The organism is Bacillus cereus group sp. BfR-BA-01311 (genome assembly GCF_022664295.1).
GTDB classification, from domain to species: Bacteria; Bacillota; Bacilli; order Bacillales; family Bacillaceae_G; genus Bacillus_A; species Bacillus_A cereus.
The window spans coordinates 280,716-306,755 of record NZ_JAKUHC010000005.1 but is presented as its reverse complement, the minus strand read 5'-3'; the positions used below and the strand labels follow the sequence as shown (position 1 = coordinate 306,755).

The window sequence follows — 26,040 nt, the reverse complement described above, 5'->3', positions numbered from 1 at the left end:
CCTTTAATCGAAAATGTATTTAATAAAATTTCGCATTATTCTCTACTATATTTGCTATATGAAATGGAATCTTTTCTTTTATCGATTCCAAATACTTTTGCGACACCGCCCCTAAATGTTTTTTATGAGGTATATAGAAAGCACTAATAGAAATTTCATAGTCAAATAAGTAATCATACACATGATAATCTACAAATAGTAGATCATCCTTTGGAAAAGGAATTTCCTTCCCTTGCAGAGCATACATCAAAGCAATATTGTTTTGAGATCGTAATCGATACAACCTTGCAAGTTGGTATAATGGTTCAGCCCGGGTTGGTCTATATTCCCAAGCTTTTTGAAAATAAAAAACAGCTAACGCTAAATATTGCTCTTCTTGCCCTTTAACAGTTTCTTTTTCATCAGCATCTGTCACTTCATTTTGTTTATTTGCTGAACGATTTGCTAACTGCTCATAACAAAATCCTATTCGCAATAACGAATAGAATACCTCTTCAACCCATCCTCCTGCTTCCACACGTTTTTTATACCATTTAATTGAATTCTCAAATTGACTTAAATGAAAATAAGTCTGAGCTAAATAAAATAAATATCTTATATGCAAATCTGGCGTTGTTTCTGGGTCGTTTATTCCCTGTAACAACAACCTCTCATCTCTTTCAAATTTATCAGCTTTGCTCCCGCCATCTCCGGGATCATTCACGACAAGAGTCTCTAACCGAGCTACCCTCGTATTGTAATTCGCTCCAACTTTTGAACGATCTATATCCCAATACTCATGAGTAACACCGACAGATTTCCATGGTAAAGAAGCTTTTAAAAGACGTGTAAGCCAATATTTAATATGAACATCATATTGTAATGTAAGATAATGATCTTCCGTTAAGCTCGTTTTATCGAAATTCGGATCAACCTCTAAAATCATATCCGCATCTAATATTAATAAATAATCTGCTTCTGGGTATGTTTTTTGCGCTAACGAAACAGCTAAGCTTCTGTTATAACCAAAGTTTTTAAACGGCTCATGATGAACCGTCCCAGGTATCTCATTTTCCTTACACCAATTTTCAATAATTTCAGGCGTATTATCCGTCGATCCAGTATCACAAATAGAAACAAAGTCTACAATTGATTTTGTTGCATTTAAACATCTTTCCATAATTCTAGACTCATTTTTAACGATCATACAAAGACATAACTTTTTTTCTTCCTTTACAGACTTCACTTGCTCATTTCCCATTTAACCACCTCATATTTTATTAACACGCTCTTCTCATATGTAACAACATTTCTTAGCTATACTGATGACATAAGCACCCTTTTACTATTTATGAAAACTTCATTTTATTTATTCTTACTTTTATGTTGGGACATATTTCATGCTTGGCTTTATATTTGATACAATCAATACAAAAAACATAATACGGGAATCCGTACATTTCAAAGTCTAAGAGGAGGTTATATTTTGTTGGATTACATTTGGCTAGATGACAAATCACCAATTTTAGAACAACTACCAAGAAACTTTAAATCTGCAGCTATATTGCTACATCCTTTTATCCAAATGCCTTTAGGATGGGAAAAGTCTGTGAGAAAAAGACCATATGAGCACATCTATCCTAGCGCTGAAGAAATCATTTATAATGGGAAATCCGTTTCTTGGAAGGAAATGATGTCTTGTAGTGGATTACATTCATACGCAGACCTAGCAATGGCCATGTTGACTTCCATTAGTGCCCTTTCAGAAGAATATAAAAGAGAGGATTTAGCTGAAAAGCTACATTCAAACTTAAAAAAGATCTTTATTATCCAACAGAAGATTATACGTCTATATTTTTATTACACAAATTACTTAAACTCCTCGGTTCTAAAGGTGCAAAAAATCTATATTTCTCTGAACCAGTTCTTGATACAAACCGATTATTACAGGTAAATAATACTACTCCATTAGATATTTGGGACATTAGCAATAATGAGTTAATTATTACTGGCGAAGATAATGAGTATATACGATTCCTTTACAACCTTATTATTAGCTAAAGAAGAAAATATAGAATATATTGTTCATTCAATGAACGTTGAAGCTATCATTTGTGACAAAAAAACGATGATTGATTGGTATTTTTAAATTAGTAATTTCTTAAACTATAAAAAAGAAACTTGCGCTTATACACAAGTTTCTTTTTAAAAACATCCTTATTTTTTCACAACTTCATGTCCACCGAACTGATTACGTAATGCTGAAACTACTTTTCCATGGAATGTATCATCTTCCTGAGAACGATAGCGCATAAATAATGACATAGCGATAACTGGTGCTGCAGCTTGAAGTTCAAGTGCAGTTTCAACAGTCCATTTTCCTTCTCCTGAAGAGTTCATTACACCTTTAATGCCATCTAGTTTCGGATCTTCTGCAAATGCTTTTTCAGTTAAGTCCATTAACCAACCACGGATAACTGATCCGTTAGCCCATACTTTTGCAACATCTTCATAATTGAAATCAAAGTCACTCTTATCTAGTACTTCAAATCCTTCAGCGATTGCTTGCATCATGCCGTACTCAATACCGTTATGAACCATTTTCAAGAAATGACCACTACCAACACGGCCAGCATAAGAATAGCCATTTTCTACTGCTAAATCTTTAAATAAAGGTTCTAATTGGTCGTAAATTTCTTTTTCTCCACCAACCATTAAGCAAGCACCGTATCTAGCTCCTTCTACACCGCCTGATGTACCGATATCTACATAATGTAATCCGAAGCTTTTTGCTTCTTCAGCACGGCGTAACGTATCTTTATAGAATGAATTTCCGCCTTCAATAACGATATCACCTTCATCTAATAATGGATATACATCTTTTAGTACTGACTCTACAACTTCTCCTGCAGGCACCATTACCCAAATTGTACGAGGAGCTTCTAGTTCAGCAATCATTTCTTTTAATGTATGACGTGCAGTAATTCCTAGTTTTCCTGCCTTTTCAACAAGCTCATTATTTACATCGTATACAACTACTTCATGCTTGTCTTCATATAAGTGTTCAGCTAATGGGAATCCCATTTTTCCTAATCCAATTAAACCTAGTTTCATATTAATCAATCTCCTATTCTATACAAATATATTTAATATCGAAATTAACCCAAGTGCTACTACAGATAATATAGTCTCCATTGCAGTCCATGTTAATAATGTTTCTTTCACAGTCATTCCGAAATACTCTTTAATCATCCAAAATCCTGAATCATTCACGTGTGATAAAATTAATGACCCTGCACCAGTTGCAAGTGCTAATAATTCAACATTTACACCTGGTGTGCTTGCTGCAATCGGCGCAACAATACCAGCTGCTGTCATCATAGAAACAGTTGCCGATCCAGTTGCAATTCGGATTAGTGCCGCAATTCCCCACCCTAATAATATCGGTGAAATATGTGATTCTTTCGCCATATCTGCAATTGTCGTTCCAATTCCAGAATCTAATAATACTTTATTAAATGCGCCGCCTGCACCAATCACTAACAATATGTTTGCAATAGGTCCAAGGCAATCATTTGTAAATTGTAACACTTTATCTTTTGAGAAACCTTTTGCATATCCAAGACTAAAGAAAGAGTAAATGGTTGCAATTAATAAAGCCACAATCGGATCTCCAATAAAGTGTAATACTTGTGCTAGTTGACTCGTTTTATTTAATGCAACTTCTGCTATTGATGCACCAAGCATAAGAAATACTGGAAGTAAAATTGTAAACAATGTATTCCAAAAGCTAGGAAGCTCTTTTTTATTATCTTTTTCAACAAATTGCTCCGCTATATCTAATGGTACTTCCTTATGTATACGAGCACCAATCCATTTCCCGTAAAGTGGACCTGAAATAATTGCAGTTGGAAGTCCGACAATTAACGCATATAAAATTGTCTTCCCTACATCTGCTTTAAAAATACCAACTGCCGCCATTGCCGCTGGATGCGGTGGAACAAGTCCGTGTACGACTGACAGTCCTGCTACTAGCGGAATACCAATTGTAATAAGTGATACCCCAGTTTCTAACGCAATTGTAAATACTAACGGAATTAATAGTACAAATCCAACTTGGAAAAATACCGGAATCCCTACTAAAAATGCAACGAACATCATCGCCCAGTGAACTCGTTTCTTCCCAAACCGATTAATTAATGTGTTAGCGATACGTTCAGCACCACCAGATTCGGCCATCATTTTTCCAAGCATCGTTCCTAGTGCTAAAACTATCGCTAAAAACCCTAACGTATTACCAAGCCCTAGTTTAATAGAATCAATAATCCCTGGATCTTTTGGTGAAGTTCCAATTAAAGGCATTCCCATTGCTAATCCTACACCAATTGCTGTTAAAATTAATGCGACAAATGGATGCCATTTTACTACCGTAATAAGTAAAAGTAGTATGACAACTGCCGCTAGTACGATCCCAACTACCATTTCTCCCAATCCCCCTATTGTTTACGTTGGAAAGCAGCTATACAATCAAATTCTTCTTTCAAGCGATTGTAAAGTCGTTCATACATATAAAACATTTCTAAATATATAGCCGTATTTTCTTTATTCGGTACATGGTGATGGACAATATCAATCCAATCCTTTACCTCTTCAAGAGAATCAATTTTTCCTACAGCATATAAAGCAACTGCCGCTGCCCCAAGCGCAGATGCTTCATGACTTTCAGGTACAAGCAATTCTTTTCCCATCATATCGGACAACATTTGTCTCCAAAATGCAGATTTTGCAAACCCTCCTGAAACTCGTATTTCAGTAAGTGGCCCTGTACAATCCCTGATTGCGAGTGCTACTGAATATACACTCATACAAACACCTTCCATCACTGCACGTATAAAATGTTCTCGCTTATGTTGAAGATTGATTCCAAAGAATGTACCACGAGCATTTGCATTCCAGTAAGGTGCGCGTTCTCCAGATAAGAAAGGTAAGAACAATAGCCCATCCGCTCCAGCTGGTACGCTTTCTGCATATTTAATTAATAAATCATAAGGATCAATGCCGAGCTTTCTTGCTACTTCTTGCTCTGGACTACCAAATTCATCACGTAACCATCTCAGTAATATTCCGCCGTTATTCGTTGGACCACCGATTACCCAGTGCTCATCTGTTAATGCGTAACAAAACGTTCTCCCTTTCTCATCTGTATTTATATTTGATGAGATTGTTCGAACCGCACCACTCGTTCCAATCGTAATTGCAGCCGCACCCGGTGATATCGCACCAACTCCTACATTTGCAAGAACCCCATCACTTGCTCCGATGACAATTGGTGTTTCTGCACTTATCCCCATCTTCTGTGCTAACTCTGGCTTCATACCTGATAAAATATATGTAGTTGGTACAGGGGTTGATAATTTTTCTGATGACATATGTAACATAGTTAAAACATCTTCATCCCAGTTTAATGTTTCTAAATTAAATAACCCTGTAGCAGAAGCAATCGAATAATCAACTACGTAGCGTGAAAATAATTGGTAAATCACATACTCTTTAATGGAAATGAATTTATAGGCACTTGTATATAACTCTGGTTCCTCTTCTTTCATCCATAACAATTTAGAAAGTGGTGACATCGGATGAATCGGTGTACCTGTACGTCTATAAATTTCATGCCCATTCATTTGTTGTAATAATTTTTCTGATTGCTTCGTACTTCGATTATCTGCCCAAATGATAGAACGCGTTAATGGCGCACCATTTTCATCTACTGCAATTAATGCGTGCATAGCTGTACTAATACCGATTGAAGAAATATCTTCTGGTAATACATTACCTTTTTCAATGGCAACGCTTACACTTTTGTATACAGCGGCACATATTACATCAGGATCTTGCTCAGCCCATCCTACATTCGGTTGAATAATTGGGTAATCGATTGCATGTGATGCAATGACTTTTCCTTTTTCTGTGAACACAACCGTTTTTGTACTTGTGGTACCGATATCAATCCCGATTACTCTCCCCCTTGTTTCCATGCGAATCTTCCCTTCATTACTAGCAAAATACGATTTAGTAAACCGTTTACATGAATTAGTATATAAAATATTTTTTCATTTATCAAGTTATAAAAAGAAAATTTTTTTCATACCAAAAATAAATCCCCTCTTTCCATTTCACTTATATACTAAATTTAGCTTTTCCATGCGGTAAAATTACGTTATATTCGTTACGCAATACACTCTTTCCTCTCATTAACAACACATACATAATCCTCCATACGTTCTACTTATTTGCTTGAAGAAAAAGTTGAAAAGCAATATTCATTTTTAGCGGTCACGTAACATCACCATCAAGCCAAGAAAAGTAACTAACCGCAGAATGAGAATTCTGTGCATTTTACTCATATTTATTGTTTTAGGTTCACTAGTCTTTTATCTTGATAAACATAGAGCGTGGCCCCCTACTATCACTTTTTTATCTTGTAAATATATCTTGCATACTATAAAACCGAAAAGTATTTTTATTTTTCAGAAAAATAAAAACAATAACACGAAATTTATTGTATAATGTTGTAAAAAGATGTCGGAGGGATTTAATGTTAAATAAAATATCTCAATTCACAATTAAGCTTTCATCAATTCTTTTATCACTCTTACTATTATTAAATTTACCTTATTTATTTATCACTCAACAAGGATTTACCTTTCAACCAATTTATTTTTTTAATCAGACCGTTACTATGTTAAAACAAGTTTTTTCCCCTGAATCATTAGTGATTATAGGATCAGACCCGAAGTTTGGCCATTTCAAAAAAACACCATTATTTCCAACTGTTTTAGAACCTTACCTATATTCATTTACTATATTATTTTTAGCATTTTTTCTTGCTCTCTTTTTATCATCTAGCATGGCATTTTTTTATTTTTTAGCAAAAGATTATATAAAAAAATGGATAAACCGAATTGTGTTCATATTAGAAGCTGTCCCTGATATGATGATGATGATCTGTTTGCAAATATTTTTCATATGGGTACTTCAGAAATTTGGGGAATCTCCTGTCACTATTATTTCCTTTAATGAAAATCGAGCTTATTTACTCCCTATTTTATCATTAGCTGTCTTACCTACATTACAAATGTTTCGGATGATGGTGTTATACATAAAAGAAGAGCAAGGAAAACATTACGTAGAGGTTGCATATGGAAAAGGCCTTTCATCAAGTTATATACTATGCATTCATTTATTCAAAAATATATCTATCCACTTCTTCCACCATTTAAAAACGATTTTTGTTTTCTTACTTTCTAATTTATTCATTTTAGAATTTGTTTTTAATATGGAAGGCATTATTCAATTTTTATTTAATAAGGCGTTTGTTTCACCTCCAGCTGCATTTATCATACTTGTTATGATTATTTTACCATTTTATGCTATTTTCCAAATAGTCTCATTCATGATGAATAGATGGAAAAAGCAATTGAAAGGAGTATCATTATGAAATCTATTTGGAAATCAAAACGCTTTTTAATCGGCTTTACTTATCTATTCATACTTATTTCAGCTAGTTTTATTTATAGTTGGTTCTTTAAAGATAACATCCCAAAACCTCCTCAGTTACTTTACAATGACAATAACGAATTACTTGGAAAGGCCCCCTTTCCGCCATCGTTAATTCCACCTTTTGGATCTGATCGTTTTGGAGAGTCTGTTTTCTTACAAATTGTAGAAGGAGCAAAATTCACTATTTTATTAGCCATGGCAATTAGCTTCTTTCGAATTTTATGCGGAACATGTATAGGAATCCTCTTAAGTTTATTTGCTCCAAAACTCAAGAGATTTTTCCAGTCATGCTCAGAAGTTTTTTATTACATTCCAACTCTATTTATCGCATTCATACTCATCACGCCCGTTAATATTATAATCACATCAAATGCTGATGGGGTAGATCCAAATATTTCATTTACGTTTTATCAAGTACTCGTACTTATTTTCGTCGCTCTGCCTACACTTTCTTTATACATATCCTCAGAGGTTGATGAATTTATGAAACAAGATTACATCTTAAGTTCACAATTACTGGGGGCTAGTCGTTTTCATATTATAAAAAAACACTTACGAGTCTTATTACTTGACCGCTTATTTGTATTATTTATGGAACATATCGTCCAAACACTCATACTCGTTATCCATTTAGCGTTGCTTAACATTGTAATTGGCGGCATACAAATGCGTGAACTCTATGACGGAGTGCTCAAACCTGTTTCTCTATCTAATGATTGGGCAGGTCTTATTGGATTAAATCGTAATGAAATGAATCTTTCATGGTGGATTATTTTTTATACTCTCGCTTCATTCTTTATTACGATTCTATTTATTAAGCTTATGACCATCGGGATTCAAGATGCACTGAAAGCAAGAGATTCGCAAATTGTAGCAATTCAAAACGTTCCAGATCATAAAAAATTTGTTAAACATAAAGATTCCTTTTCGTTTGCAAATAAAGTAAACCTTTAATCATTTCTCATTAATGAAGTATTAATTGGCATCGATATTAGTAGAAAATAAAGAAGATGATCCCTATTAAATACAGGGATCATCTTCTTATGCTGTCTAACTTTTTTACATGTCCTTTGCTAGACTCATGTTTTTTATATTTAAAGTGAATTATTTGCAATCACAATTATGTTTTTTAAAATCAATTACCATACGCCCTTGAATTCTACCTTGTTCCATTTCTTCGAATACATTTTGTACTTTATCTAGCGAACAAGTTTGAACAACCGGCACTACTTTTCCTTCTGCCCCAAACATAAACGCCTCTTCTAAATCTTTACGAGTACCAACTAGAGAACCAACTACTTCAATTCCATCCAGTACAAGTCGTGGGATGTTTAAGTCCATTGTTTCTACTGGTAGCCCTACTGCAACTACTTTACCGCAAGCACGTACTGCATCAACTGCTGAGTTAAAGGCTACTTTAGAGACTGCTGTTACTACCGCAGCATAAGCGCCACCAAACTTCTCTTGCACAATTTTATCAGCAGGACCTTGAGAAATTGGATTGATAGTCATATCAGCACCAACTTCTTTCGCTAAGGCTAATTTATCGTCATTAATGTCTACTGCGATTACCTTTGCACCAAATACATTTTTAGCATATTGGATAGCTAAGTTACCTAATCCACCGCAGCCATAGATTACAATAGGTTGACTAGGTTTAATATCTGATACTTTAATAGCTTTATATGTAGTTACACCAGCACAAGTAATTGATGATGCTTGAGCAGGATCTAATCCTTCTGGTACTTTTACCGCATAATCAGCTGTAACGATACATTGTTCAGCCATACCACCATCCACTGAATAACCAGCGTTTTTAACTTCACGGCAAAATGTTTCTCTACCAGTTACGCAATATTCACAACGTCCACAAGATTGGAACATCCATGCAATACTTACACGGTCACCTATCTTTAGTGAAGTAACATCATCAGCTATTTTCGTAACAATACCTACACCCTCATGACCAAGAATACGGCCATCAGTGTTACCAAAATCATGATTCGCAACGTGTAAATCAGTGTGGCAAACTCCACAATACTCTACATCTACTAACGCTTCACCTGAGTGTAACGGACGTAATTCTTTTTCAATCACTTCGATGTTTGCTTTGCTGTTTTTATTAACCACTACTGCTTTCATATGTGATCTCCCCTTTAGTGTTTTAGCATTTTAATGAGTTTATCTCACAACTACTTTCTTCACTACTTTGGCTAGTTATTGTACCAAATTTAAGTGTTCAATCATCATTACATCTTCATCATAACATGACACTTCATAAACAATTTGTGAAATTATGAACAATATTTGAATTATTACATAAATCGGTCTTTATTTTAAATTTTTAAAAATGAGAGTTTATCACTGACTATAAGTAAGTCATACATTTCTAAAAGAAAATAAAGTAACAAACTTCTCATCGATAAAAAAGCTCTTCACTCAATATTTTCTATATTTAAACACTTAGTTTCACAGTAATAGCCTTTGCCACCAACATAAACTTTTTCTATTTTATTCTTGCTATTGGTTGCTAATTTAACTAATATTTCGGAAGGCGAGTGTAAAGAATAACCTTGTTCAAATACATAGACTTCTTTTTGCAAATAGTGCTGTTCATAAAGATAGCAAGCTAATGCACCGTTTGAAGTTCCAGTCGCTGCTTCTTCATTAATGTCGTATAGTGGAGCAAAATTTCTGCATATAATTCGATTGTCATTAAAAGTATATAAATGCATCCCGACAACATTATAATACTTGCTGATTTCTTTAATTTTTTCAAAATTAGGTTGCAGTGCATGTAATTGTATTTCGCTTTTTATAGGAATTAAAATATCTTTTAAGCCAGTGGAGACAATTTGAATTGGGTATTTATTGTCTATATCTTTACTATCAAAACAGTCGATGAACTCGTTTGGAGATACAACATCATAGAATCTCGGTTTATTTTGTTCCATGAATATGATGTCATCTTTTATAGTGATAGTAAGAACACCGCTGTTCGTTTCAATCGTATAGCGATTCCTGAAAATTTTATTTAAATGCATCAGTATCGCGAAAGAGCCAATTGTGGCATGACCACATAAATCAACTTCTTCTTTTGGAGTAAAATACTCAAATTTATAATCAGCAATTTCAGATTCTGATATAAATGCGGTTTCCGCATAACCCAGTTGTTTGGCTATTTCGATTTTTTGAGTAGTGGTCAATGTATTTGTATTCTCAATAAATACCACTCCTGCTTTATTTCCGCCTTTATGATCCTTGCTAAATGCACTTGCAACATAAACAGATATTTTCATAAGACATCTTCCTCACTTATAGTATAGAAAGCACTACATATAAATTCCATTGGATAAATTATCCCTAAAATAAGAAACAAACTATTTTTAGCATTTGAACTCTCCAAAAATAGTTTGTCTACAGTCTGAAAGCTCTTCATTTGAAGAGCTTTTTTTATATTCGCTTCATCGAAATCGTTTCACGTATACTTTGTAAATTTTTTAGAGTTTCCTCTTGTCGCTGCAACGACAACCCTACATACAAAGTATCTAATAAGCTTAACTGTGCTAATCGTGATGAACTTGCTTCTGTGCGGAATTCAGTCTCACGTGTTGATGTATATAACGTTATATCAGCAAGTTGACTTAATGCTGATTTCTTATAGCTCGTAATCGCAATAATTTTGGCTCCTCTTGCTTTCGCTACTTCTAACGCTTCAAGTAATCCTTTATTGCTACCAGAATGAGAAATACCAATAACAACTGAATTTTCCGAGAGTAAACCTGCTCCCATAATTTGAAAATGCGAATCAGTATGAGCGATACAAGAAATACCCGTTCTCATAAACTTATGATACGCATCCATTGCAATAATACCAGAGCCACCATTTCCATAAAACTCAATTCGACTTGCTTCTTGTAAGGCTCGTACAGCCTGCTCAAGTGCCGTTTCATTAAGCAAATGTAAAGTATCTTGCAGTCCTGTAATATGCGAATGAAAAACTTTTTTAGCAACAGTTACCATACTATCTTCTGCTGATACCTCTTCATGAATATTTTGCATCGGTGTATGTACAATTTCACGAGCTAATGTAATCTTTAAATCTTGAAAACCTTGCAAACCAAGGTGTTTACATAAGCGGAATATTGTAGCTTCGGAACTATTCGTAACTTCAGCTAATTCTGTAATAGATTTATGTACAACATCTTGTGGATGTTTCAAAATATGTTCGGCAATACTTCGCAATTTCGGTGATAAACCATTTAACGAAGCCTGAATCTTTCCAATCCCACTTCTTGTACCAGGCATAGCATATCCTCCCCTTCCATCGTAGCTTTATCCTGTAAAAACCGATTAGTTAAACTAATCATCAGTGGGGATGGTCCCCCACTGATTAGAGTTTCACTTTATTGTACCTAATTATCGAAAGAAGAAAAACCTATATTAGGGATTACTATAAATTTTAATTGCTCCTTTGTATTCTGTCATACGATATAACAGAATTATTCATGCTTATGAATAATTCTCCCCATGTTTCACTGCGTATAATGCGGCTTGCGTACGATCATCCACTTCCAATTTAGCTAAAACGTTTGAAACGTGTGTTTTCACAGTTTGTTCTGTAATATGAAGTTCTGCTGCAATCTCCTTGTTGCTTCTTCCTTTCGCAATTTCGCGAAGTACCTCTTGCTCTCTTTTCGTTAACATTGAAAAAGGATTTTCTACTTCCTTCTTTACTGCAGAACGCCCCATTAATGCAGGTGTTACTTTCGGGTGAAAATTCGCATTTCCTTGATGTACTGCAATAATAGAAGCGACAAGTTGCTCAGGTTGTACTTCTTTTAATTGATAACCATCTGCTCCAGCTTCAAGTGCTGGTATAACATAATCTTGCTCTGAAAAACTACTTAATATAAGTACCTTTATTGTCTCATCATATTGCTTTAGACGTTTTGTTGCCTCAATTCCATCCATTTTCGGCATCGATACATCCATTAGTACGACATCTGGTCTTTCTTTTTGCATGAAATGTAATGCCTCTTCGCCATTTTCCGCTTCCCCAATAATTTCAAATTCTTCTCTCGTTTTCAAAAAGAATACAAGTCCTCTTCGAACGATATGATGGTCCTCAACTAGTAGCAGTTTAATCTTCAACCTTATTCTCCCCTTCAAATCGGCAATTGAATTTCTATTTTTGTACCCTTTTTCAGCTCTGTTATAATTTGAAACGATCCCTTCATTAACTGAATACGTTCCTTCATACTTTTCAGGCCAAGTGCTGATTCCCTTACTTGTTCTTGTATAAATCCTATTCCATTGTCTTCTATATAAAAATGTAACTGGTTATTTTCTATTTTCAAAAGAATATGTACCTTTTCACACGAAGCATGCTTTTTACAATTATGTAGCGCCTCTTGGCTAATACGCCATAAAACTTCTTCTATTTCATCCCCAATTGAAACCATCCCATCAATTCGAACTTCCACTTGAACTCCTAATAACTTCCCGTAATTTTGAATTGCTTCTGCTAATCCTTTCTCCAATCCTTCAGGTCTTAATTGCCAAATTAATAGCGTCATCTCTTGTAATGCTTCTTGTGATAATTCCCCAATATAACTTAACATCTCTTGCAACTCTCTATCTTGCGTCATATTCAGAGTACCTTTCGCTGTTAGCATAATAGAAAATAACAATTGTTTTACTGAATCATGTAAATCACGTGCAAGTCGATTTCTTTCCGCTACCACTACATATTTACGTTCTTTCTCAACTAATTGAATACGTTGTATTGTCGTTCCAATTTGAAATGCAATTGATTCTAATAACGCTAACTCTTCCTCAGAAAAATGAGTCTTATGAGGTGCAGCCACATTTAGTAGACCAAATTTTTCTGATCCAGACCTAAGCGGAATTGTCGCATGATGTGTAACATCTTCTGTCTCTCCCCAATTACATTCAATTGCATCTTCTATTCGCTTACATTCAATAATATTAGTCGCTTTTTCCAATCTCCCATTCACAAAACGTTCTACACACCAACAGTTTCCTTCACACATCGGCTTCTTCTTTTGCCACGTAAGAGCCTCTGGTAAATTTTCGTCTACAAGCATGCTGTGCTTTCCACTTTCATCAATAAAGAATATCCACCCTGTTTGTAAATTCATTACTTGTAACAATGTATGCAACACTTTTTCTAACATATCCTGTAAGTTTGTTGCTTCATTTAATAATTCAGCAATTTCTTTTAATGCTTCTAAACGACGCATCTCTTTTTCTTCAAAGTTCATTCTCATCACCAACTACAATTATAACATTAAGAAATTTCTAAATTCTATAAATAAAAAAAGAACCGAATTCCTTCAGCCCTTTCTTTATATCAATCATTTTATTATTGTTATTCTATCCAATGTTGGAAGCAGAATTTTTGTTAACAAACGATTCTACTTTAGCTGTCCGATAAAGATTGTCCACCATGGATATGCTGTAAACCTTCAGTAGTAACAACCATATTCGCTGCTGGCATTTGCACTTGATTCTTATGGAACATAGACATTAATTCAAATCTTACTTGTCTAGAAGTTTCAAAATAATCTTCTGGCTTTATTAAACCTGTAATACAAAATTCATAGCCAACATATTTCAAGTTAGGATTTAAGTCTGTAACACCGACGTATTTAAATGGTTCAACAGCCTTATCCTCTACTCTATAAAGAGTTTGATTCAATTCTTCATTGCATATAACACATACTTCTTCTAACAATTCCTTCACTCTTGTTGGATCTTCCTGATAACTTACCGTGATGCGTTCAATTACACGCATCCATCCTTTATTAAAATTTTGTATCGTTCTAATCTCTCCGTGCGGGATGGTAAGTAATTTTCCTGACCATTCACGAATTTGCATAAAACGAATACTAATCTCTTCAATAGTTCCTGAATTTGTTCCGTTAAAAGTTACAAAATCACCAACCCGAAACTCTTTGTCCGCTAATCTTGCAAAGCCTAATATAACATCTTTTAGCATCTGTTGTGCAGCAAAACCGATGACAACTCCAGCTATCCCTGCACCTGCAATAATACTTTTTATATCTACAAATTGGCTAATTAAATATATGATAAGACTGATGATAATGATATATCTAAAAATAGATCGAATTACACTTTGAATCGTCTGCTCTACCTCTTCATCAAAAAAGCTTGATTTCCTAAAAAACCAATCAATAATACGGTTTATTACAAAAGAAATAATGATTAAAACTAAAGCAAATAGTAAAAATCTTAAAAGTAAAAACTCTCTTACATAATTAAAAAATTCTTCAGTATACGTTAATAAGCTCATTTAACCACTTCCTTACTAATTAAAAAATTCATAATCGCCTAAGTTTGTTCCAGAAAAATCTATTATCCTAATCTAAAATGCCACTATCCTTACTATGTATTTTGACTCTATTACTAATTCACCTTAAACAGTATGTCTAGGTGTTCTTTTTCCTTTCCCTTTAAATATACCCTTTTTAATAACCTAAGGGGAGCGAATCGTGAAATTTTTTTATACGTTAAAACTTTATTCATCTCATTACGATTTCAACTCATTTATTCATTAACTACGTAAAAAAAGAGCTGAATTTATCAGCTCTTTTATTCAATATTAATTGTTGTCTTACTACTTTTTTCTTCTTTCAATTTTGGCAATTCAATTGTCAGTACGCCATCTTTATAATTTGCTTTAACATTTTCTTCCTCAACTTGTTTAAAATTAAAGCGTCGAGTTACAGAACCTATAGAACGTTCTTTACGAATATATGTGCCATTCTCATTTTTTTCGTCTACTTCATTATGATTCGTTGCTTGGATCGTTAATATATCTTGTTCAAAATCAACTTGAATGTTTTCTTTTTGAAAACCTGGTAAATCTGCTTTCACAGTATATTTACCAGATTGCTCATGAACATCTACTTTAAAAGTATCCATGTTCAGTGGCTTAAAGAAAGCATCTGTCATCCCTTCTAATAAAGAAGGCCCAAAATCAAAAATGCCATTTTGACGTTTTGTTATCTCTGGAAATAAATTACGCATATTTTTTCCTCCTTATTATTTATGAATGAAAGATTATCTCTTTCTGCCTTTATTATAACATTTGGTCAAAAAAGGTCAAAGTTTTTGTTTGACCTTTTTTGATGTATATTTTACCAAATAAAACAAATAAGTTATATGTCATCTCTCCCCTTATAAAGAGGAATATATCTACATAATAACGAATAGTTTATTTGCTCTTATTTTTTCTTACGGAGGTTACATACAATGGGATATATTGAAGAACTTAGAAAAGTTGTCGGATCAAGACCACTCAATCTAGCAGGAGTTGCTGTAGCTGTTTTCAATGAACATGGACAAATAAAAGAGACCTTTTTTAAAGGCCTCTTTTTTCACTTCACTTCTGCATGTAAGCATGACTTAAAATGTCCAAGTGCATATTCATGCCCTTGTGCATTAAAAGATGCAACCACCTTTTCATAAACAACAATTTTAAACCCTTTATTATAAGCATCTACTGCTGTATGAAGAACACAAATATCAGTACAAACACCTACAAGATGAACTTCTTCTATTCCTCTTTCTCTTAGCTTCATCTCTAAATCCGTTCCAGCAAACGCACTGTATCGCGTTTTGTCCATATAATATACATTCTCTGCATTTTTATATGTTTCGTACACATCTTGTAATTCACCAAACAAATCTCTTCCACTTGTACCAGCTATATTATGAGGTGGGAATAACTTTGATTCTGGATGATATGCATCATTTTCTTCATGTTTATCAATAGCAAAGACAACGTAATCTCCATTTTCAATATATTGCTTCGTTATATGTACAATTTCCTTCTCAATTTCCTGTCCTGGTTTCCCGCAAGTTAAAGCACCCTTTTCCGCTACAAAATCATATGTATAATCAATATTAATAAGAGCTCGTTTCATAACCACTATCTCTCCTTCTTCTGTTTCACAGTAAACAATAGAAAATTTGTTATTACGACATCGTATGTACTATTCGACATTTCAAATGAAATACCTACATTTTTCTTCTGAAACTTACCTTAGTCCGAGTTTATCATATAATAGATAAACAATGGTAAAACAAATAGCTCCTATTAACAAGTCATGAATTTGATAATTGAGCGTTATTTGCATAAACTCTTGTATCGTAAACCAAATTACTGCCATCATTAGGCTAATCAAAATGATACGAATACACCGATTCACGTATTCAACCTCTTTCTCTGTCATAGTAGTAACAAGTGATTACTTCCTATTTAATCGTATTAGAAAATGAAATAAGTTATTCACTCTTGCCCACTTTAGTCCAAACAAAAAAGCACACTACTTTTTGAGTAATGTACTTTTTATTCTTATTAAGACGCAGGTTTTGTCTCAAATGTTGCTTGATTAAAACTAATAACCTTTCCTTTCGGGTCATTGTTTTCATACTGAACTGCAGTAATTGTATGACTACCTGTTTCCAGCGTTTTTTCTTTTAACTGCACTGTTGTCTGCGTTGTACTAGTTACTTGATGTTTATCTGTATACATTTGATCTACAAATACGAATGTTTCTTTATCACTTTGAAAATTAGAAAGTTCTAATTCAACTTGCTGAATTAATGTATCCTTTTTGATGAATACAGTCGGTATATTGCCGTTTTCAGAAGTACCATCTGGAGTAATAACTTTTACTTTCCCTTCTCCAATTGACATTGCTCCTTCAGGAAATACAACCATATTCTCATCACTTGCGTTTACAACTTGTTCTTCCTGTTTTGATTGCGCGTCCTCTTTTTCCTGTGGAGCACCGCAACCAACTAATAACAATACAGACAATCCAGTGATTATGAATTTTTTCAAAATTCATCCCCCCTGTAACTTCATTATAATTTATTATACAAAAATAACTTTTAAATTTTGAGACTACTTTCAACACTTTCATGAACAAATAGAATCTTGCTCACGATTAATGTATCATACTTTCCTTAATAGAACATTAATTTTTTTTATGAAATAAATAGTAATTTCCTCTTATCTATCATTTTAGCCCAACATATGAATTACATACCCTCAAAAATAAAAAGACATTGTTAATTCAATGTCTTTTCTATACAGCAATTAAAAAACAAACGTTGTAATCTCATCTACTTCTTTTCTTGGAAGTTTCTTCGGTTTATCTTTCGGAAATCCGAGTGAAATAACCATATTTATTTGTTTTTCAGGCTCAACTTGTAAATATTGGCGCAGTTCATCTTGAGCTAGCAATACTGGCCCTGTCATTGGACAAGTACCAAGTCCCTTTGCATGTGCAGCTAACATTAAGTTTTGTGCCGCTAAACAGCTACTCTTAATGCCTTCTTCCTCCCAAACTGAATTTGGAACAAAAGCAATTGGATCAAATATCTTTTCACGGAACTTTGATTCATATGGTGTTGCCAAACATACGATTAATACTGGTGCCTCCGAGAAAGCTGTTGCATATGGTCCGAAAGAACGTGTAAGTAATTTCCCTGCTTTCTCTTCTCCATTTTCTGCTGCTTTTGCCGCAAGTTTATGTAATGCATCCCACGTCATTTGTTCAATTTCTTTAATCTTCTCTCGATTCATGATAACTAAGAATTCCCACGTTTGTGAATTCGTATCACTCGGTGCGTAACGAGCACAATCAATTATTTCTTTTATATCATTAGTAGATACTTCTTGATCTGTAAACTTTCTAACACTTCGTCTTCCGTGAATTACTTCTTTAAAATCTTCATAATTCATATATTAAATCCCCTTTTTACAGCGTTTTCAAAACTTGTCCTATGCTTGAATTATATCACGAAAAAAAGCCGGAAGAATACCAGCTTTTTTCTTCATGATTAATTTGTCACTTTAAACAAACGAATACTCTCTTCGTATGCAGCTTGTAGTTTTTTCGTAATTTGGCCTCTTTCACCAGCCCCGAACTGTTCATCACCAATTTGAACGACTGGGAATATTTCAAGTGGCGTCGCTGTAAAGAAACACTCCTCAGCGTCATATACTTCTTGTAATGAAAACTCTCGTTCCTCTACATCGATATGTAACTCTTTCGCTAATGTAATTACGTAGTGACGTGTAATACCATGTAAAATGAAATGATCCGCTGGATGTGTAATCAACTTATTATTCTTCACGATAAAGAAATTGGAATGACACCCTTCAGTCACAATACCATCTCGTACTAATATTGCTTCTTGATACCCTTGTTCATTTATTTTGTTTTTGATCATGATATTAGGAAGCAAATTTAAAGATTTTATATGGCAAAACTTCCACCTGATGTCCTCTTCTACTGTCACCTTAATCCCTGCCTCCATTGAAGCAACTGGTCTTGGGAACGAAACAAGATTTGCAAAATATGTCGGTTGTAAATCTGATTCATATACATGATTGCGCGGTTGTGCACCTCTTGATATTTGTAAATATACATTCCCATCTTCTTGAAATTGATTTTTTTCAATCATTTGATATAACTCTTCTACTAATTCTTCCTTCGTAAATGGTGGAATTAGTTTTATTTCTGCCATAGAGTTAAAGAATCGTTCTAAATGTAAATCTAATAAATGAGGCTTGCCATCGTATAGTCTAAATACTTCATAAATCCCATCACCAAATTGGAAGCCTCGATCTTCTAATGCTACCATCGGCTGTTCTTCTTTCGTATTAATCATTCTCCCATTAAACAAGATCCAATCTTTATGAGTAGCTTTCATTCTTCCCCACTCCTTTATCACATGATTGATTTTATTGTACAACTTATGACACCCTGAAAGAAGGAATTTTCTGTATTTTTACAAACTAAAAATACATCACTTCGTAAAAGTGATGTATTTTATCATTTATTTAAGGAAATATTTTTCAATATCATCTAACATAAGGTTCGCAGCTTTAATACCGCCTGCTGTATTCCAAATTACCTCATCTACTTGGAATACTTTATTATTTTTAGAAGCCTGTAGTTGCTTAAAGAGTGGATCTTCTGTCCATTCCTTCGCTAACGAAATTCCTTCATTATTCTTATCTGCATCTTTATCAGACGTGAAATAGAATAAGTAGTCTCCGTCCATATTTGGAATCTGCTCTTTTGTAATTCCTTTTATCGCAAAATCATCTTTATCTTGTAATGGTGGTCGTTTAAATCCAATATCATTTAAAACAACGCCCGAGAATGAGTTTTTTTGATAAATACGAACATCACCTGGCACGAAACGAATAATAGAAACTTTAGAATTCAATTTATCGCCTAACTTCTCTTTCATTCCTTCAATGCGTTTTTTATAATCATCAAGAGCTTTTTGCCCTTCTTTTTCTTTATTTACAGCTTTTGTATAAAGTGTAAAGTTTTCTTTCCAATCACCGCGTAATGTTTCTGCATAAACAGTTGGTGCGATTTCTTTTAGCTGATCATATATTTTTTCATGACGCATTTTATTTCCGATAATTAAATCTGGCTTAAGCTTCATTACAGCTTCTAAATTAATATCACGTTCAGTTCCTACAACTTCCGTGTTTTTTAACTCTTTCGCTAAATGAGGATACCATTCATCACCAGCACGTGGTTTCGTAGTCCCCACTGGCGTTACGCCCACAGCTAGGAGAGCCTCTGCGCCTTCATTTGTTAAAACAACAACTTTTTTAGGTGTACCATTTACTGTCGTTTCACCCATTGCATGCTTTACCGTATATGAATCTTTTGCTTTCGCTGATATATTATTTTCTTTTTTCTCTTCTTTACTACATCCTGCAATTACAACCATGAGTATCATAATGCAGAACATAATTAGTTTTTTAGTATGTATCATATGTCCTCCCTAGATGAAATCGATTATCATTAACATTTAAAGATTAATGTATCTTACATACATTGTCAATGTATATCAGAAAACTTTTTTAATATATACTATTTAGATTCTATCCGCTTTTCTAATGTTTCTTTTTAAAACATAGTGCATAAGTATGAAAAAAAATGTTGTTATTAAAATGCGTACCCTTGTTATACATAACAAGGATACGCATCCATATTGCACTATCATTTCAATTCCTAATATTGAGTATACTTAATATACGCTGAGTCATTATATACCCACTGATTTCCCCCAAGGTTTAACCAACCATTTTCATTTATATATACTAAATAAGATTCTGGAGAATTTAATTGGCGGATAACTGCAGATGTAGTTGATGGACCACTTCTTAAATTTACATTCATCCCTTGTATATATGCAACCCCAATCGGGCTTCCATCACTATTGCTTGTCTTTACAAAATTAATGTAAGAAGGATCATTATACACCCATTGTCCATTCCCCAAATCTAGCCATCCATTACTTTCTTGATATACAACGTAAGATTCTGGAGAATTTAATTGACGAATAACTGAGGAAGAAGTTGATGGACCATTTCTTAAATTTACATTTTTCCCAAGAACATAAGCGATTCCCTTCGTTTGAGGTGTCGGTTGTGGGTTAGGAGGTTGTGGATTTGGAGTTACTCCAAAAATAGCTGCTATTCCATTTGCATACGCTTGACTTAGATCTTCAATAAATTGTGGATTTTTTAATAAATTTGCATCAAAAGCTGTATCAATAAAAGCAGTCTCAGTTAAAATTGCATCCATTGCGGTTTCTCTTAATACCGCATAATTTTCTTTTTTTGCTCCTCGATCACGAAGACCATATTTTGTTAATACAGGATTGACAGCTGTATGCATTTTTTGTTGCTTTGCATATGCAGTGCTGCTATTGGATAACGCATTATAAATATAACTTTCAAAACCTGTACCCCCGCCGCTATTAATATGAAATGAAATAAAATAATCCGCACTGAAAGCATTAGCAATATTAGCACGTTCAGATAAAGAAATAAACACATCACTATCACGTGTCATTTTAATTGTAATTGGGTAATTTACCGTTAAAATGTCTCGAACGCGTCTAGCAATTTGAAGTGTTAAGTTTTTTTCTACTAAACCATTACCAACAGCACCAGAATCATATCCACCGTGCCCTGCGTCTATAACAAGTTTCATTTTATTGCCCCGCTCCTTTCTTGTAATATGTTTGCATTTCTACTCGTCCTATTTTATGTGAAATGTACAAATTCTGTTACAATTGCAAATAAAAAAACCGCCTTATGTAAGGCGGTTTCTATCATCTTGCTTTAACCAATTTAAAATAAATATATACGATTGATAGTGAACATAACGTATGCAAAATAAAATAAATAAAAGTGCTATTCCAACACCACTATAAAGTAAACCGAACTTTAAAAAAACATTTACAAGTGGTGGAAAGTTTATTAGATTTTGTAATGTACTAAGCATGCAAAACATAATGAAAAAGACAGGGACGTATTGTAATTCATACGGCTTTTTTTTCTTAATCATTCTTTTCCGAATGATTATATGACATAATTCTGCTACTATAAAGCACCCTCCAATTAATACAAGACCAGAAGTCATCGTCATACATCCACCTGCCTTATATTTATTGTATCGCATAAATAATCATCGTTATATTTTCTTTACATACTCTTCATCTTCTGAAGTAAAACCAAAACTCTCTATGAAAGACTTCGCCTTTTCTGTTAATTTCTCTTGTAGCACTTTTATTTCTTTCACATTTCTTTGTTTCATCATTTCTTCAAATGTAAAATACGTATTTGTACCATAACCGTAACCTTGGTAATCAAAATGAATAATTAGCTGTGATAAAACAGCCCGTTCCTCTTGTACACTATAATCTATTACACCAATATATGTATCATCAACTTTCACACAGTACTGTACCTTTTTCTCACCTAAACTATGCGATTTAAACATTTCTTTAACAACGCTTTCATTTTCTACAGTAACTTTCTCAAACGTAATCATATGTTGTCCATCCTTTTACTATTATTGTATCAATAATACTTCCTATTTATGAAAAAAACCTTAAGACCGTATGCGATCTTAAGGTTTTTCTAATTAAACTAAGCTATACGCACGTTTTGTTTCTTCATGGAACTTATTCGTATCGTATTTATGCTCAACATAAATTTGGTGCCATACCATAAACGCAAGTACAGTCCAAATTTTACGGCTATAATCGCCTTTATCTGCACAATGTGCTTCCAGTAAGTTTAATACATACTGTTTGTCGATTAAATGCTCTGTCTTACTTTCGTTTATAATATTTATAGCCCAATCATGCATTTCGTCTTTTAACCAGTGACGAATTGGTACTGGGAATCCAAGTTTTTTACGATCTAATACGTGATCTGGAACGATTCCGCGTGCTGCTTCACGTAAAATAGCTTTCGTAGTTCCGTTAGCAATCTTAAATTCAGTTGGAATTTTAGATGCAACATCGAATACTTCTTTATCTAAGAACGGTACACGAAGTTCTAATGAGTTTGCCATTGTCATTTTATCAGCTTTTAATAAAATGTCACCGCGTAACCATGTGAACATGTCAATGTACTGCATTTTACTTACATCATCATAATCTTTAATCTCGTTATACAATGGTTTCGTGATATCCATATAGTTAACACTTTCATTGTAATACTTCATTAATTCAGCTTTTTCTTCTTCACGGAAGATTTTAGCATTTCCATAGTAACGCTCTTCAATTGGTGTACATCCACGCTCTAGGAAGCTCTTACCTTTAAATCCTTCTTTAAGAGCACCACTTAATGCTTTTAGAACGCTCTTACCTGGACTAGGGATGTAAGAGAACATTTTTAGTGAGTTTGGCTCACGGTAAATGTTATAACCACCAAATAGCTCGTCTGCGCCTTCACCAGAAAGAACAACTGTTACATGTTTACGTGCTTCTTTCGCAACGAAGTACAATGGTACAGCTGCTGGATCAGCTAAAGGATCATCCATATGCCAAATGATTTTTGGGAACTCATCCATAAATTCTTTCGCTGAAATGAATACGTTATGGTTTTTAACGCCTAATTTCTCAGCAGTTTCTTTCGCAACATCAACTTCACTGAAACCACGTTGCTCAAAACCAACAGAGAATGTTAAAAGATTTGGATTCATTTCTCTTGCGATAGAAGCGATGATAGATGAATCGATACCACCAGATAAGAATGAACCTACTGGTACATCACTACGCATATGCACTTTTACTGAATCATATAACACATCACGAATTGCTTGGATATGCTCCTCTTTCGTTGCACTTGAAGCGTTGAAATAAGGTTTCCAGTAGCGATGGATTTCCATCTCTTTACCGATTTCTTTTACGAAATAATGACCAGGCTCGATTTTATTAACATCAATTGTTAAAGTTTCTGGCTCTGGACCATATTGGTACGTAAAGTAATGTTGTAGTGACGTTGGATTAACGCCTTTATCTTCCATCACATGCATAATACTTTTCTTCTCAGATGCGAAGAATGTAGTATCACCTTGTTGTGCGATGTATAAAGGTTTAATACCGAAGTGATCACGTGCACCGAAAAGTTTCTTTTCTTCACGATCCCAAATCATAAATGCAAACATACCACGAAGGTAATCTACACATTTTTCTTTCATATGTGCATACAATGCAATGATAACTTCTGTATCAGATTGCGTTGCAAACGTTGCACCTTTTTCAAGTAACATTTCACGTAATTCTACATAGTTGTAAATTTCACCATTAAAAATAATTACATATCGATCATTTTCATAAGTTAGCGGCTGATGTCCTGCCTCTAAGTCAATGATGCTTAAACGGCGGAAGCCAAATTGTACATGTTCATCACGAAAATATCCTTCGTCATCTGGACCACGGTGGAAAATCATCGTGTTCATATTTTCAAATTGATGTTTTTCTGTTTCTGAAAACTCTCTAGGGTTTTCACATAAACATCCTACAAAACCACACATACTTCTTACCCTCTTTCAGTTTTCATTCTGTCTCTATACTACTATATCAACCCTATTTATACTAGCATAATCAACTGAATATGGCGACCAAAAACTATAAAAAAATCACTCCATTTCACATTTTTAACAATTTTTTATGAAAACATGAAAACTAGGCACTCACCTTTCTCCGCTTTTGTCATATGATATTGCAAATTGATTTCTAGGAGGGAATACCATGAGTGAAGAAAAAAAAGATTCTTCTCGCCCACCGGTTCGTAATTACTTAAAGCAAATTGATGATTTCTTCGAGCAAACACCTCTTCGCAATGTAATCGCTGATTTAAATCATTTTTTCCAAAAAGGAAACCGTTTATTAACATTCCCTGTAGATTTATATGAAGTTGGTGAAGAACTCGTTGTTACAGCTGAACTACCAGGTATACAAAAAGAACAAATCCAAATTGAAATACAAAGTGAATACTTAAAAGTCTCTGTAAAAGAAGAGATACTTGAAGAGGAAGAAGAACAAACATCCCATAACTATTATCGCCGAGAACGTTCCATTTCAGAAGCATCAAGATTGATTAAATTGCCGTATTCAATTAATAAAAAAGCGGCAAAAGCTTCTTATCAAAACGGCGTATTAGAAATTCGGGCACCGAAACTTCCCCAGCAACATGACATTTTATCGATAGACTAATGCAAAAAAATAAGGGTGCTATGCACCCTTATTTTCAACCCACTAATCGCTTCATATCACGTATAATGTCTTCGTATGGCGTATTACTAATGCCACTATACTTTTTCATTACTTTTCCGTTTTGATCAATTAAATAAAATGATGTACCATGCATGACCTGACCGTTCTCCGGCTTATCTACAAGTGATTGGAAATTATCTTTTGAAAACTTTGTAATATCTTCTAACGAATACCCCGTTAATAAATTCCAGTTACTAGTATCCTCTGTAAACTTTTGAATAAAAGCTTTCAGATTTTCTGGCTTATCAAGGTCTGGATCTACACTAAATGAAACAAACTGAACGTCTAATTTCTCTTCTTTTGCCATCTTTTGAAGCTTGGCCATATTTGCAGTCATTGGTGGACAAACTGTCTGACAATTTGTGAACATAAAATCTGCAACCCAAACTTTCCCTTTTAAATCTTTTGTACCAAATTGCTTTCCATCTTGATTTGTAAATTGGAAGGTTTCTAAATCCCAATTTAATGGTTTACGAAGCTTTGAACCTGATTCACTACATCCAGCAAGTACAAAGAGACAAAATACAACCATAAGACCAATTATTTTTTGATAACGCTTCATTTATAAACCTCTTTTCTCTATCCTAAATTTAAATAGGTTATGTTTATAATAACAAAAGTTAACACTACGAGAAAATTGTTTACTACATTTGTTCACGAAATCGTACGAATTTACGTATGTTACTTTTTTATTTCAAGCGAATTACTAGACAAAATATATTTTTTTACTATTCTTTCTCTAAATAAAAGTGATAAAACTTATTTTTATTGTTACTTTTGTAAATACCTCTCCCTATTTTTTAACAATTCCTTAAACATTAATCCATG

Annotated in this window: 25 protein-coding genes and 2 pseudogenes; 5 read left to right on the top strand and 22 right to left on the bottom strand. The window is 33.9% G+C overall.

The features are described 5' to 3' along the window. Positions 1–19 precede the first annotated feature (19 nt). Positions 20–1,240, bottom strand: a complete 1,221-nt coding sequence (locus tag MR136_RS14745) for a glycosyltransferase (protein ID WP_000526219.1) — start codon at positions 1,238–1,240, stop codon at positions 20–22. A gap of 139 nt (positions 1,241–1,379) precedes the next feature. On the opposite strand from MR136_RS14745, the pseudogene MR136_RS14740 reads away from it, so the two are divergent. Further along, positions 1,380–2,128, top strand: a pseudogene (locus MR136_RS14740) (DUF2711 family protein). Positions 2,129–2,196: 68 nt separating this feature from the next. Here MR136_RS14740 and gnd read toward each other — a convergent pair. The 3 genes from gnd to gntK are packed head-to-tail and all read right to left on the bottom strand — an operon-like array spanning position 2,197 to position 6,014. After that, entirely contained in the window at positions 2,197–3,093 is an 897-nt protein-coding gene (gene gnd, locus MR136_RS14735; RefSeq protein WP_000765997.1) for a phosphogluconate dehydrogenase (NAD(+)-dependent, decarboxylating), read from the bottom strand. 18 nt (positions 3,094–3,111) lie between these two features. Next, positions 3,112–4,461 (bottom strand): GntP family permease, encoded by a 1,350-nt coding sequence (locus MR136_RS14730; RefSeq protein ID WP_000260208.1) that lies wholly within the window; start codon positions 4,459–4,461, stop codon positions 3,112–3,114. A gap of 14 nt (positions 4,462–4,475) precedes the next feature. Then, positions 4,476–6,014, bottom strand: coding sequence for a gluconokinase (gntK, locus tag MR136_RS14725; RefSeq protein WP_000450003.1), 1,539 nt, complete (start codon positions 6,012–6,014; stop codon positions 4,476–4,478). 560 nt (positions 6,015–6,574) lie between these two features. Between gntK and MR136_RS14720 the strand changes: the two genes are divergently transcribed. Both MR136_RS14720 and MR136_RS14715 read left to right on the top strand, forming a co-directional pair. Then, complete coding sequence (locus MR136_RS14720) at positions 6,575–7,477, top strand: ABC transporter permease subunit (RefSeq protein WP_000932683.1); 903 nt, start codon at positions 6,575–6,577, stop codon at positions 7,475–7,477. Then, positions 7,474–8,493 carry an ABC transporter permease gene (locus MR136_RS14715; RefSeq protein ID WP_000836565.1) on the top strand — a complete coding sequence of 340 codons (1,020 nt, stop codon included), beginning with the start codon at positions 7,474–7,476 and terminating at the stop codon, positions 8,491–8,493. The genes MR136_RS14720 and MR136_RS14715 overlap by 4 nt, the downstream gene beginning before the upstream one ends. 150 nt (positions 8,494–8,643) lie before the next feature. On the opposite strand, the gene adhP is transcribed toward MR136_RS14715, so the two are convergent. From adhP to MR136_RS14680, 7 genes are all read right to left on the bottom strand, one after another. After that, the gene (gene adhP, locus MR136_RS14710; RefSeq protein WP_000649120.1) at positions 8,644–9,681 is read right to left on the bottom strand and encodes an alcohol dehydrogenase AdhP; all 1,038 of its coding nucleotides are present in this window, start codon (positions 9,679–9,681) and stop codon (positions 8,644–8,646) included. 293 nt (positions 9,682–9,974) lie between these two features. Beyond that, a complete protein-coding gene (locus MR136_RS14705; RefSeq protein WP_017674118.1) occupies positions 9,975–10,838 on the bottom strand; it encodes a PhzF family phenazine biosynthesis protein in 864 nt (287 codons plus the stop codon). Between the two features lie 154 nt (positions 10,839–10,992). Continuing rightward, positions 10,993–11,847, bottom strand: a complete 855-nt coding sequence (locus MR136_RS14700; RefSeq protein WP_001119642.1) for a MurR/RpiR family transcriptional regulator — start codon at positions 11,845–11,847, stop codon at positions 10,993–10,995. Positions 11,848–12,051: 204 nt separating this feature from the next. Continuing rightward, positions 12,052–12,693, bottom strand: a complete 642-nt coding sequence (gene casR, locus MR136_RS14695; RefSeq protein ID WP_000694623.1) for a two-component system response regulator CasR — start codon at positions 12,691–12,693, stop codon at positions 12,052–12,054. A 14-nt stretch (positions 12,694–12,707) separates the two neighbouring features. Further along, positions 12,708–13,826: a two-component system sensor histidine kinase CasK gene (gene casK / locus MR136_RS14690; protein WP_001008465.1), complete on the bottom strand. Its 1,119-nt coding sequence runs from the start codon at positions 13,824–13,826 to the stop codon at positions 12,708–12,710. Between the two features lie 158 nt (positions 13,827–13,984). Next, positions 13,985–14,878, bottom strand: a complete 894-nt coding sequence (locus MR136_RS14685) for a mechanosensitive ion channel family protein (RefSeq protein ID WP_017674119.1) — start codon at positions 14,876–14,878, stop codon at positions 13,985–13,987. 299 nt (positions 14,879–15,177) lie between these two features. Further along, positions 15,178–15,615, bottom strand: a complete 438-nt coding sequence (locus tag MR136_RS14680; RefSeq protein ID WP_001245055.1) for an Hsp20/alpha crystallin family protein — start codon at positions 15,613–15,615, stop codon at positions 15,178–15,180. Positions 15,616–15,840: 225 nt separating this feature from the next. Between MR136_RS14680 and MR136_RS14675 the strand changes: the two are divergent. Then, positions 15,841–15,936 (top strand): annotated as a pseudogene (locus tag MR136_RS14675) (DNA mismatch repair protein MutT); the annotation flags it as partial. 29 nt (positions 15,937–15,965) lie between these two features. Here the strand turns inward: MR136_RS14675 and MR136_RS14670 are convergent. The 10 genes from MR136_RS14670 to asnB all read right to left on the bottom strand — a co-directional run bounded on the left by MR136_RS14670 (position 15,966) and on the right by asnB (position 24,470). Beyond that, the gene (locus tag MR136_RS14670) at positions 15,966–16,514 is read right to left on the bottom strand and encodes a cysteine hydrolase family protein (RefSeq protein ID WP_017674121.1); all 549 of its coding nucleotides are present in this window, start codon (positions 16,512–16,514) and stop codon (positions 15,966–15,968) included. A gap of 114 nt (positions 16,515–16,628) precedes the next feature. Continuing rightward, positions 16,629–16,823 carry a hypothetical protein gene (locus MR136_RS28590; RefSeq protein WP_017674122.1) on the bottom strand — a complete coding sequence of 65 codons (195 nt, stop codon included), beginning with the start codon at positions 16,821–16,823 and terminating at the stop codon, positions 16,629–16,631. A gap of 125 nt (positions 16,824–16,948) precedes the next feature. Continuing rightward, positions 16,949–17,437, bottom strand: coding sequence for a putative periplasmic lipoprotein (locus MR136_RS14665; protein ID WP_000713496.1), 489 nt, complete (start codon positions 17,435–17,437; stop codon positions 16,949–16,951). A 258-nt stretch (positions 17,438–17,695) separates the two neighbouring features. After that, the gene (locus MR136_RS14660; RefSeq protein ID WP_001105288.1) at positions 17,696–18,343 is read right to left on the bottom strand and encodes a nitroreductase family protein; all 648 of its coding nucleotides are present in this window, start codon (positions 18,341–18,343) and stop codon (positions 17,696–17,698) included. 98 nt (positions 18,344–18,441) lie between these two features. After that, the gene (gene dat, locus MR136_RS14655; protein WP_061457151.1) at positions 18,442–19,317 is read right to left on the bottom strand and encodes a D-amino-acid transaminase; all 876 of its coding nucleotides are present in this window, start codon (positions 19,315–19,317) and stop codon (positions 18,442–18,444) included. A gap of 126 nt (positions 19,318–19,443) precedes the next feature. After that, complete coding sequence (locus MR136_RS14650) at positions 19,444–20,406, bottom strand: ABC transporter substrate-binding protein (protein WP_000581988.1); 963 nt, start codon at positions 20,404–20,406, stop codon at positions 19,444–19,446. 239 nt (positions 20,407–20,645) lie between these two features. After that, complete coding sequence (locus MR136_RS14645) at positions 20,646–21,632, bottom strand: N-acetylmuramoyl-L-alanine amidase (protein ID WP_000779892.1); 987 nt, start codon at positions 21,630–21,632, stop codon at positions 20,646–20,648. A 102-nt stretch (positions 21,633–21,734) separates the two neighbouring features. Then, the gene (locus MR136_RS14640) at positions 21,735–22,064 is read right to left on the bottom strand and encodes a hypothetical protein (RefSeq protein ID WP_000200455.1); all 330 of its coding nucleotides are present in this window, start codon (positions 22,062–22,064) and stop codon (positions 21,735–21,737) included. Positions 22,065–22,115: 51 nt separating this feature from the next. Next, positions 22,116–22,475: a GNAT family N-acetyltransferase gene (locus MR136_RS14635; protein WP_000627523.1), complete on the bottom strand. Its 360-nt coding sequence runs from the start codon at positions 22,473–22,475 to the stop codon at positions 22,116–22,118. A 93-nt stretch (positions 22,476–22,568) separates the two neighbouring features. Continuing rightward, on the bottom strand, positions 22,569–24,470 hold the full coding sequence (gene asnB / locus MR136_RS14630; RefSeq protein WP_000333816.1) for an asparagine synthase (glutamine-hydrolyzing): 1,902 nt from the start codon (positions 24,468–24,470) through the stop codon (positions 22,569–22,571). 217 nt (positions 24,471–24,687) lie between these two features. On the opposite strand from asnB, the gene MR136_RS14625 reads away from it, so the two are divergent. Further along, complete coding sequence (locus tag MR136_RS14625) at positions 24,688–25,152, top strand: Hsp20/alpha crystallin family protein (protein WP_001288085.1); 465 nt, start codon at positions 24,688–24,690, stop codon at positions 25,150–25,152. Positions 25,153–25,186: 34 nt separating this feature from the next. Here the strand turns inward: MR136_RS14625 and MR136_RS14620 are convergent, their stop codons facing one another. After that, entirely contained in the window at positions 25,187–25,774 is a 588-nt protein-coding gene (locus MR136_RS14620) for an SCO family protein (protein ID WP_000833335.1), read from the bottom strand. Positions 25,775–26,040: the final 266 nt, after the last annotated feature.

What these genes read in the sequence shown, in the direction of transcription:
- MR136_RS14745 (WP_000526219.1), bottom strand. Translation starts at nt 1,240, where the DNA reads ATGGGAAATGAGCAAGTGAAGTCTGTAAAGGAAGAAAAAAAGTTATGT.
- gnd (WP_000765997.1), bottom strand. Translation starts at nt 3,093, where the DNA reads ATGAAACTAGGTTTAATTGGATTAGGAAAAATGGGATTCCCATTAGCT.
- MR136_RS14730 (WP_000260208.1), bottom strand. Translation starts at nt 4,461, where the DNA reads ATGGTAGTTGGGATCGTACTAGCGGCAGTTGTCATACTACTTTTACTT.
- gntK (WP_000450003.1), bottom strand. Translation starts at nt 6,014, where the DNA reads ATGGAAACAAGGGGGAGAGTAATCGGGATTGATATCGGTACCACAAGT.
- MR136_RS14720 (WP_000932683.1), top strand. Translation starts at nt 6,575, where the DNA reads ATGTTAAATAAAATATCTCAATTCACAATTAAGCTTTCATCAATTCTT.
- MR136_RS14715 (WP_000836565.1), top strand. Translation starts at nt 7,474, where the DNA reads ATGAAATCTATTTGGAAATCAAAACGCTTTTTAATCGGCTTTACTTAT.
- adhP (WP_000649120.1), bottom strand. Translation starts at nt 9,681, where the DNA reads ATGAAAGCAGTAGTGGTTAATAAAAACAGCAAAGCAAACATCGAAGTG.
- MR136_RS14705 (WP_017674118.1), bottom strand. Translation starts at nt 10,838, where the DNA reads ATGAAAATATCTGTTTATGTTGCAAGTGCATTTAGCAAGGATCATAAA.
- MR136_RS14700 (WP_001119642.1), bottom strand. Translation starts at nt 11,847, where the DNA reads ATGCCTGGTACAAGAAGTGGGATTGGAAAGATTCAGGCTTCGTTAAAT.
- casK (WP_001008465.1), bottom strand. Translation starts at nt 13,826, where the DNA reads ATGAACTTTGAAGAAAAAGAGATGCGTCGTTTAGAAGCATTAAAAGAA.
- MR136_RS14685 (WP_017674119.1), bottom strand. Translation starts at nt 14,878, where the DNA reads ATGAGCTTATTAACGTATACTGAAGAATTTTTTAATTATGTAAGAGAG.
- MR136_RS14680 (WP_001245055.1), bottom strand. Translation starts at nt 15,615, where the DNA reads ATGCGTAATTTATTTCCAGAGATAACAAAACGTCAAAATGGCATTTTT.
- MR136_RS14670 (WP_017674121.1), bottom strand. Translation starts at nt 16,514, where the DNA reads ATGAAACGAGCTCTTATTAATATTGATTATACATATGATTTTGTAGCG.
- MR136_RS28590 (WP_017674122.1), bottom strand. Translation starts at nt 16,823, where the DNA reads ATGACAGAGAAAGAGGTTGAATACGTGAATCGGTGTATTCGTATCATT.
- MR136_RS14660 (WP_001105288.1), bottom strand. Translation starts at nt 18,343, where the DNA reads ATGAATTATGAAGATTTTAAAGAAGTAATTCACGGAAGACGAAGTGTT.
- dat (WP_061457151.1), bottom strand. Translation starts at nt 19,317, where the DNA reads ATGAAAGCTACTCATAAAGATTGGATCTTGTTTAATGGGAGAATGATT.
- MR136_RS14650 (WP_000581988.1), bottom strand. Translation starts at nt 20,406, where the DNA reads ATGATACATACTAAAAAACTAATTATGTTCTGCATTATGATACTCATG.
- MR136_RS14645 (WP_000779892.1), bottom strand. Translation starts at nt 21,632, where the DNA reads ATGAAACTTGTTATAGACGCAGGGCACGGTGGATATGATTCTGGTGCT.
- MR136_RS14640 (WP_000200455.1), bottom strand. Translation starts at nt 22,064, where the DNA reads ATGACTTCTGGTCTTGTATTAATTGGAGGGTGCTTTATAGTAGCAGAA.
- MR136_RS14635 (WP_000627523.1), bottom strand. Translation starts at nt 22,475, where the DNA reads ATGATTACGTTTGAGAAAGTTACTGTAGAAAATGAAAGCGTTGTTAAA.
- asnB (WP_000333816.1), bottom strand. Translation starts at nt 24,470, where the DNA reads ATGTGTGGTTTTGTAGGATGTTTATGTGAAAACCCTAGAGAGTTTTCA.
- MR136_RS14625 (WP_001288085.1), top strand. Translation starts at nt 24,688, where the DNA reads ATGAGTGAAGAAAAAAAAGATTCTTCTCGCCCACCGGTTCGTAATTAC.
- MR136_RS14620 (WP_000833335.1), bottom strand. Translation starts at nt 25,774, where the DNA reads ATGAAGCGTTATCAAAAAATAATTGGTCTTATGGTTGTATTTTGTCTC.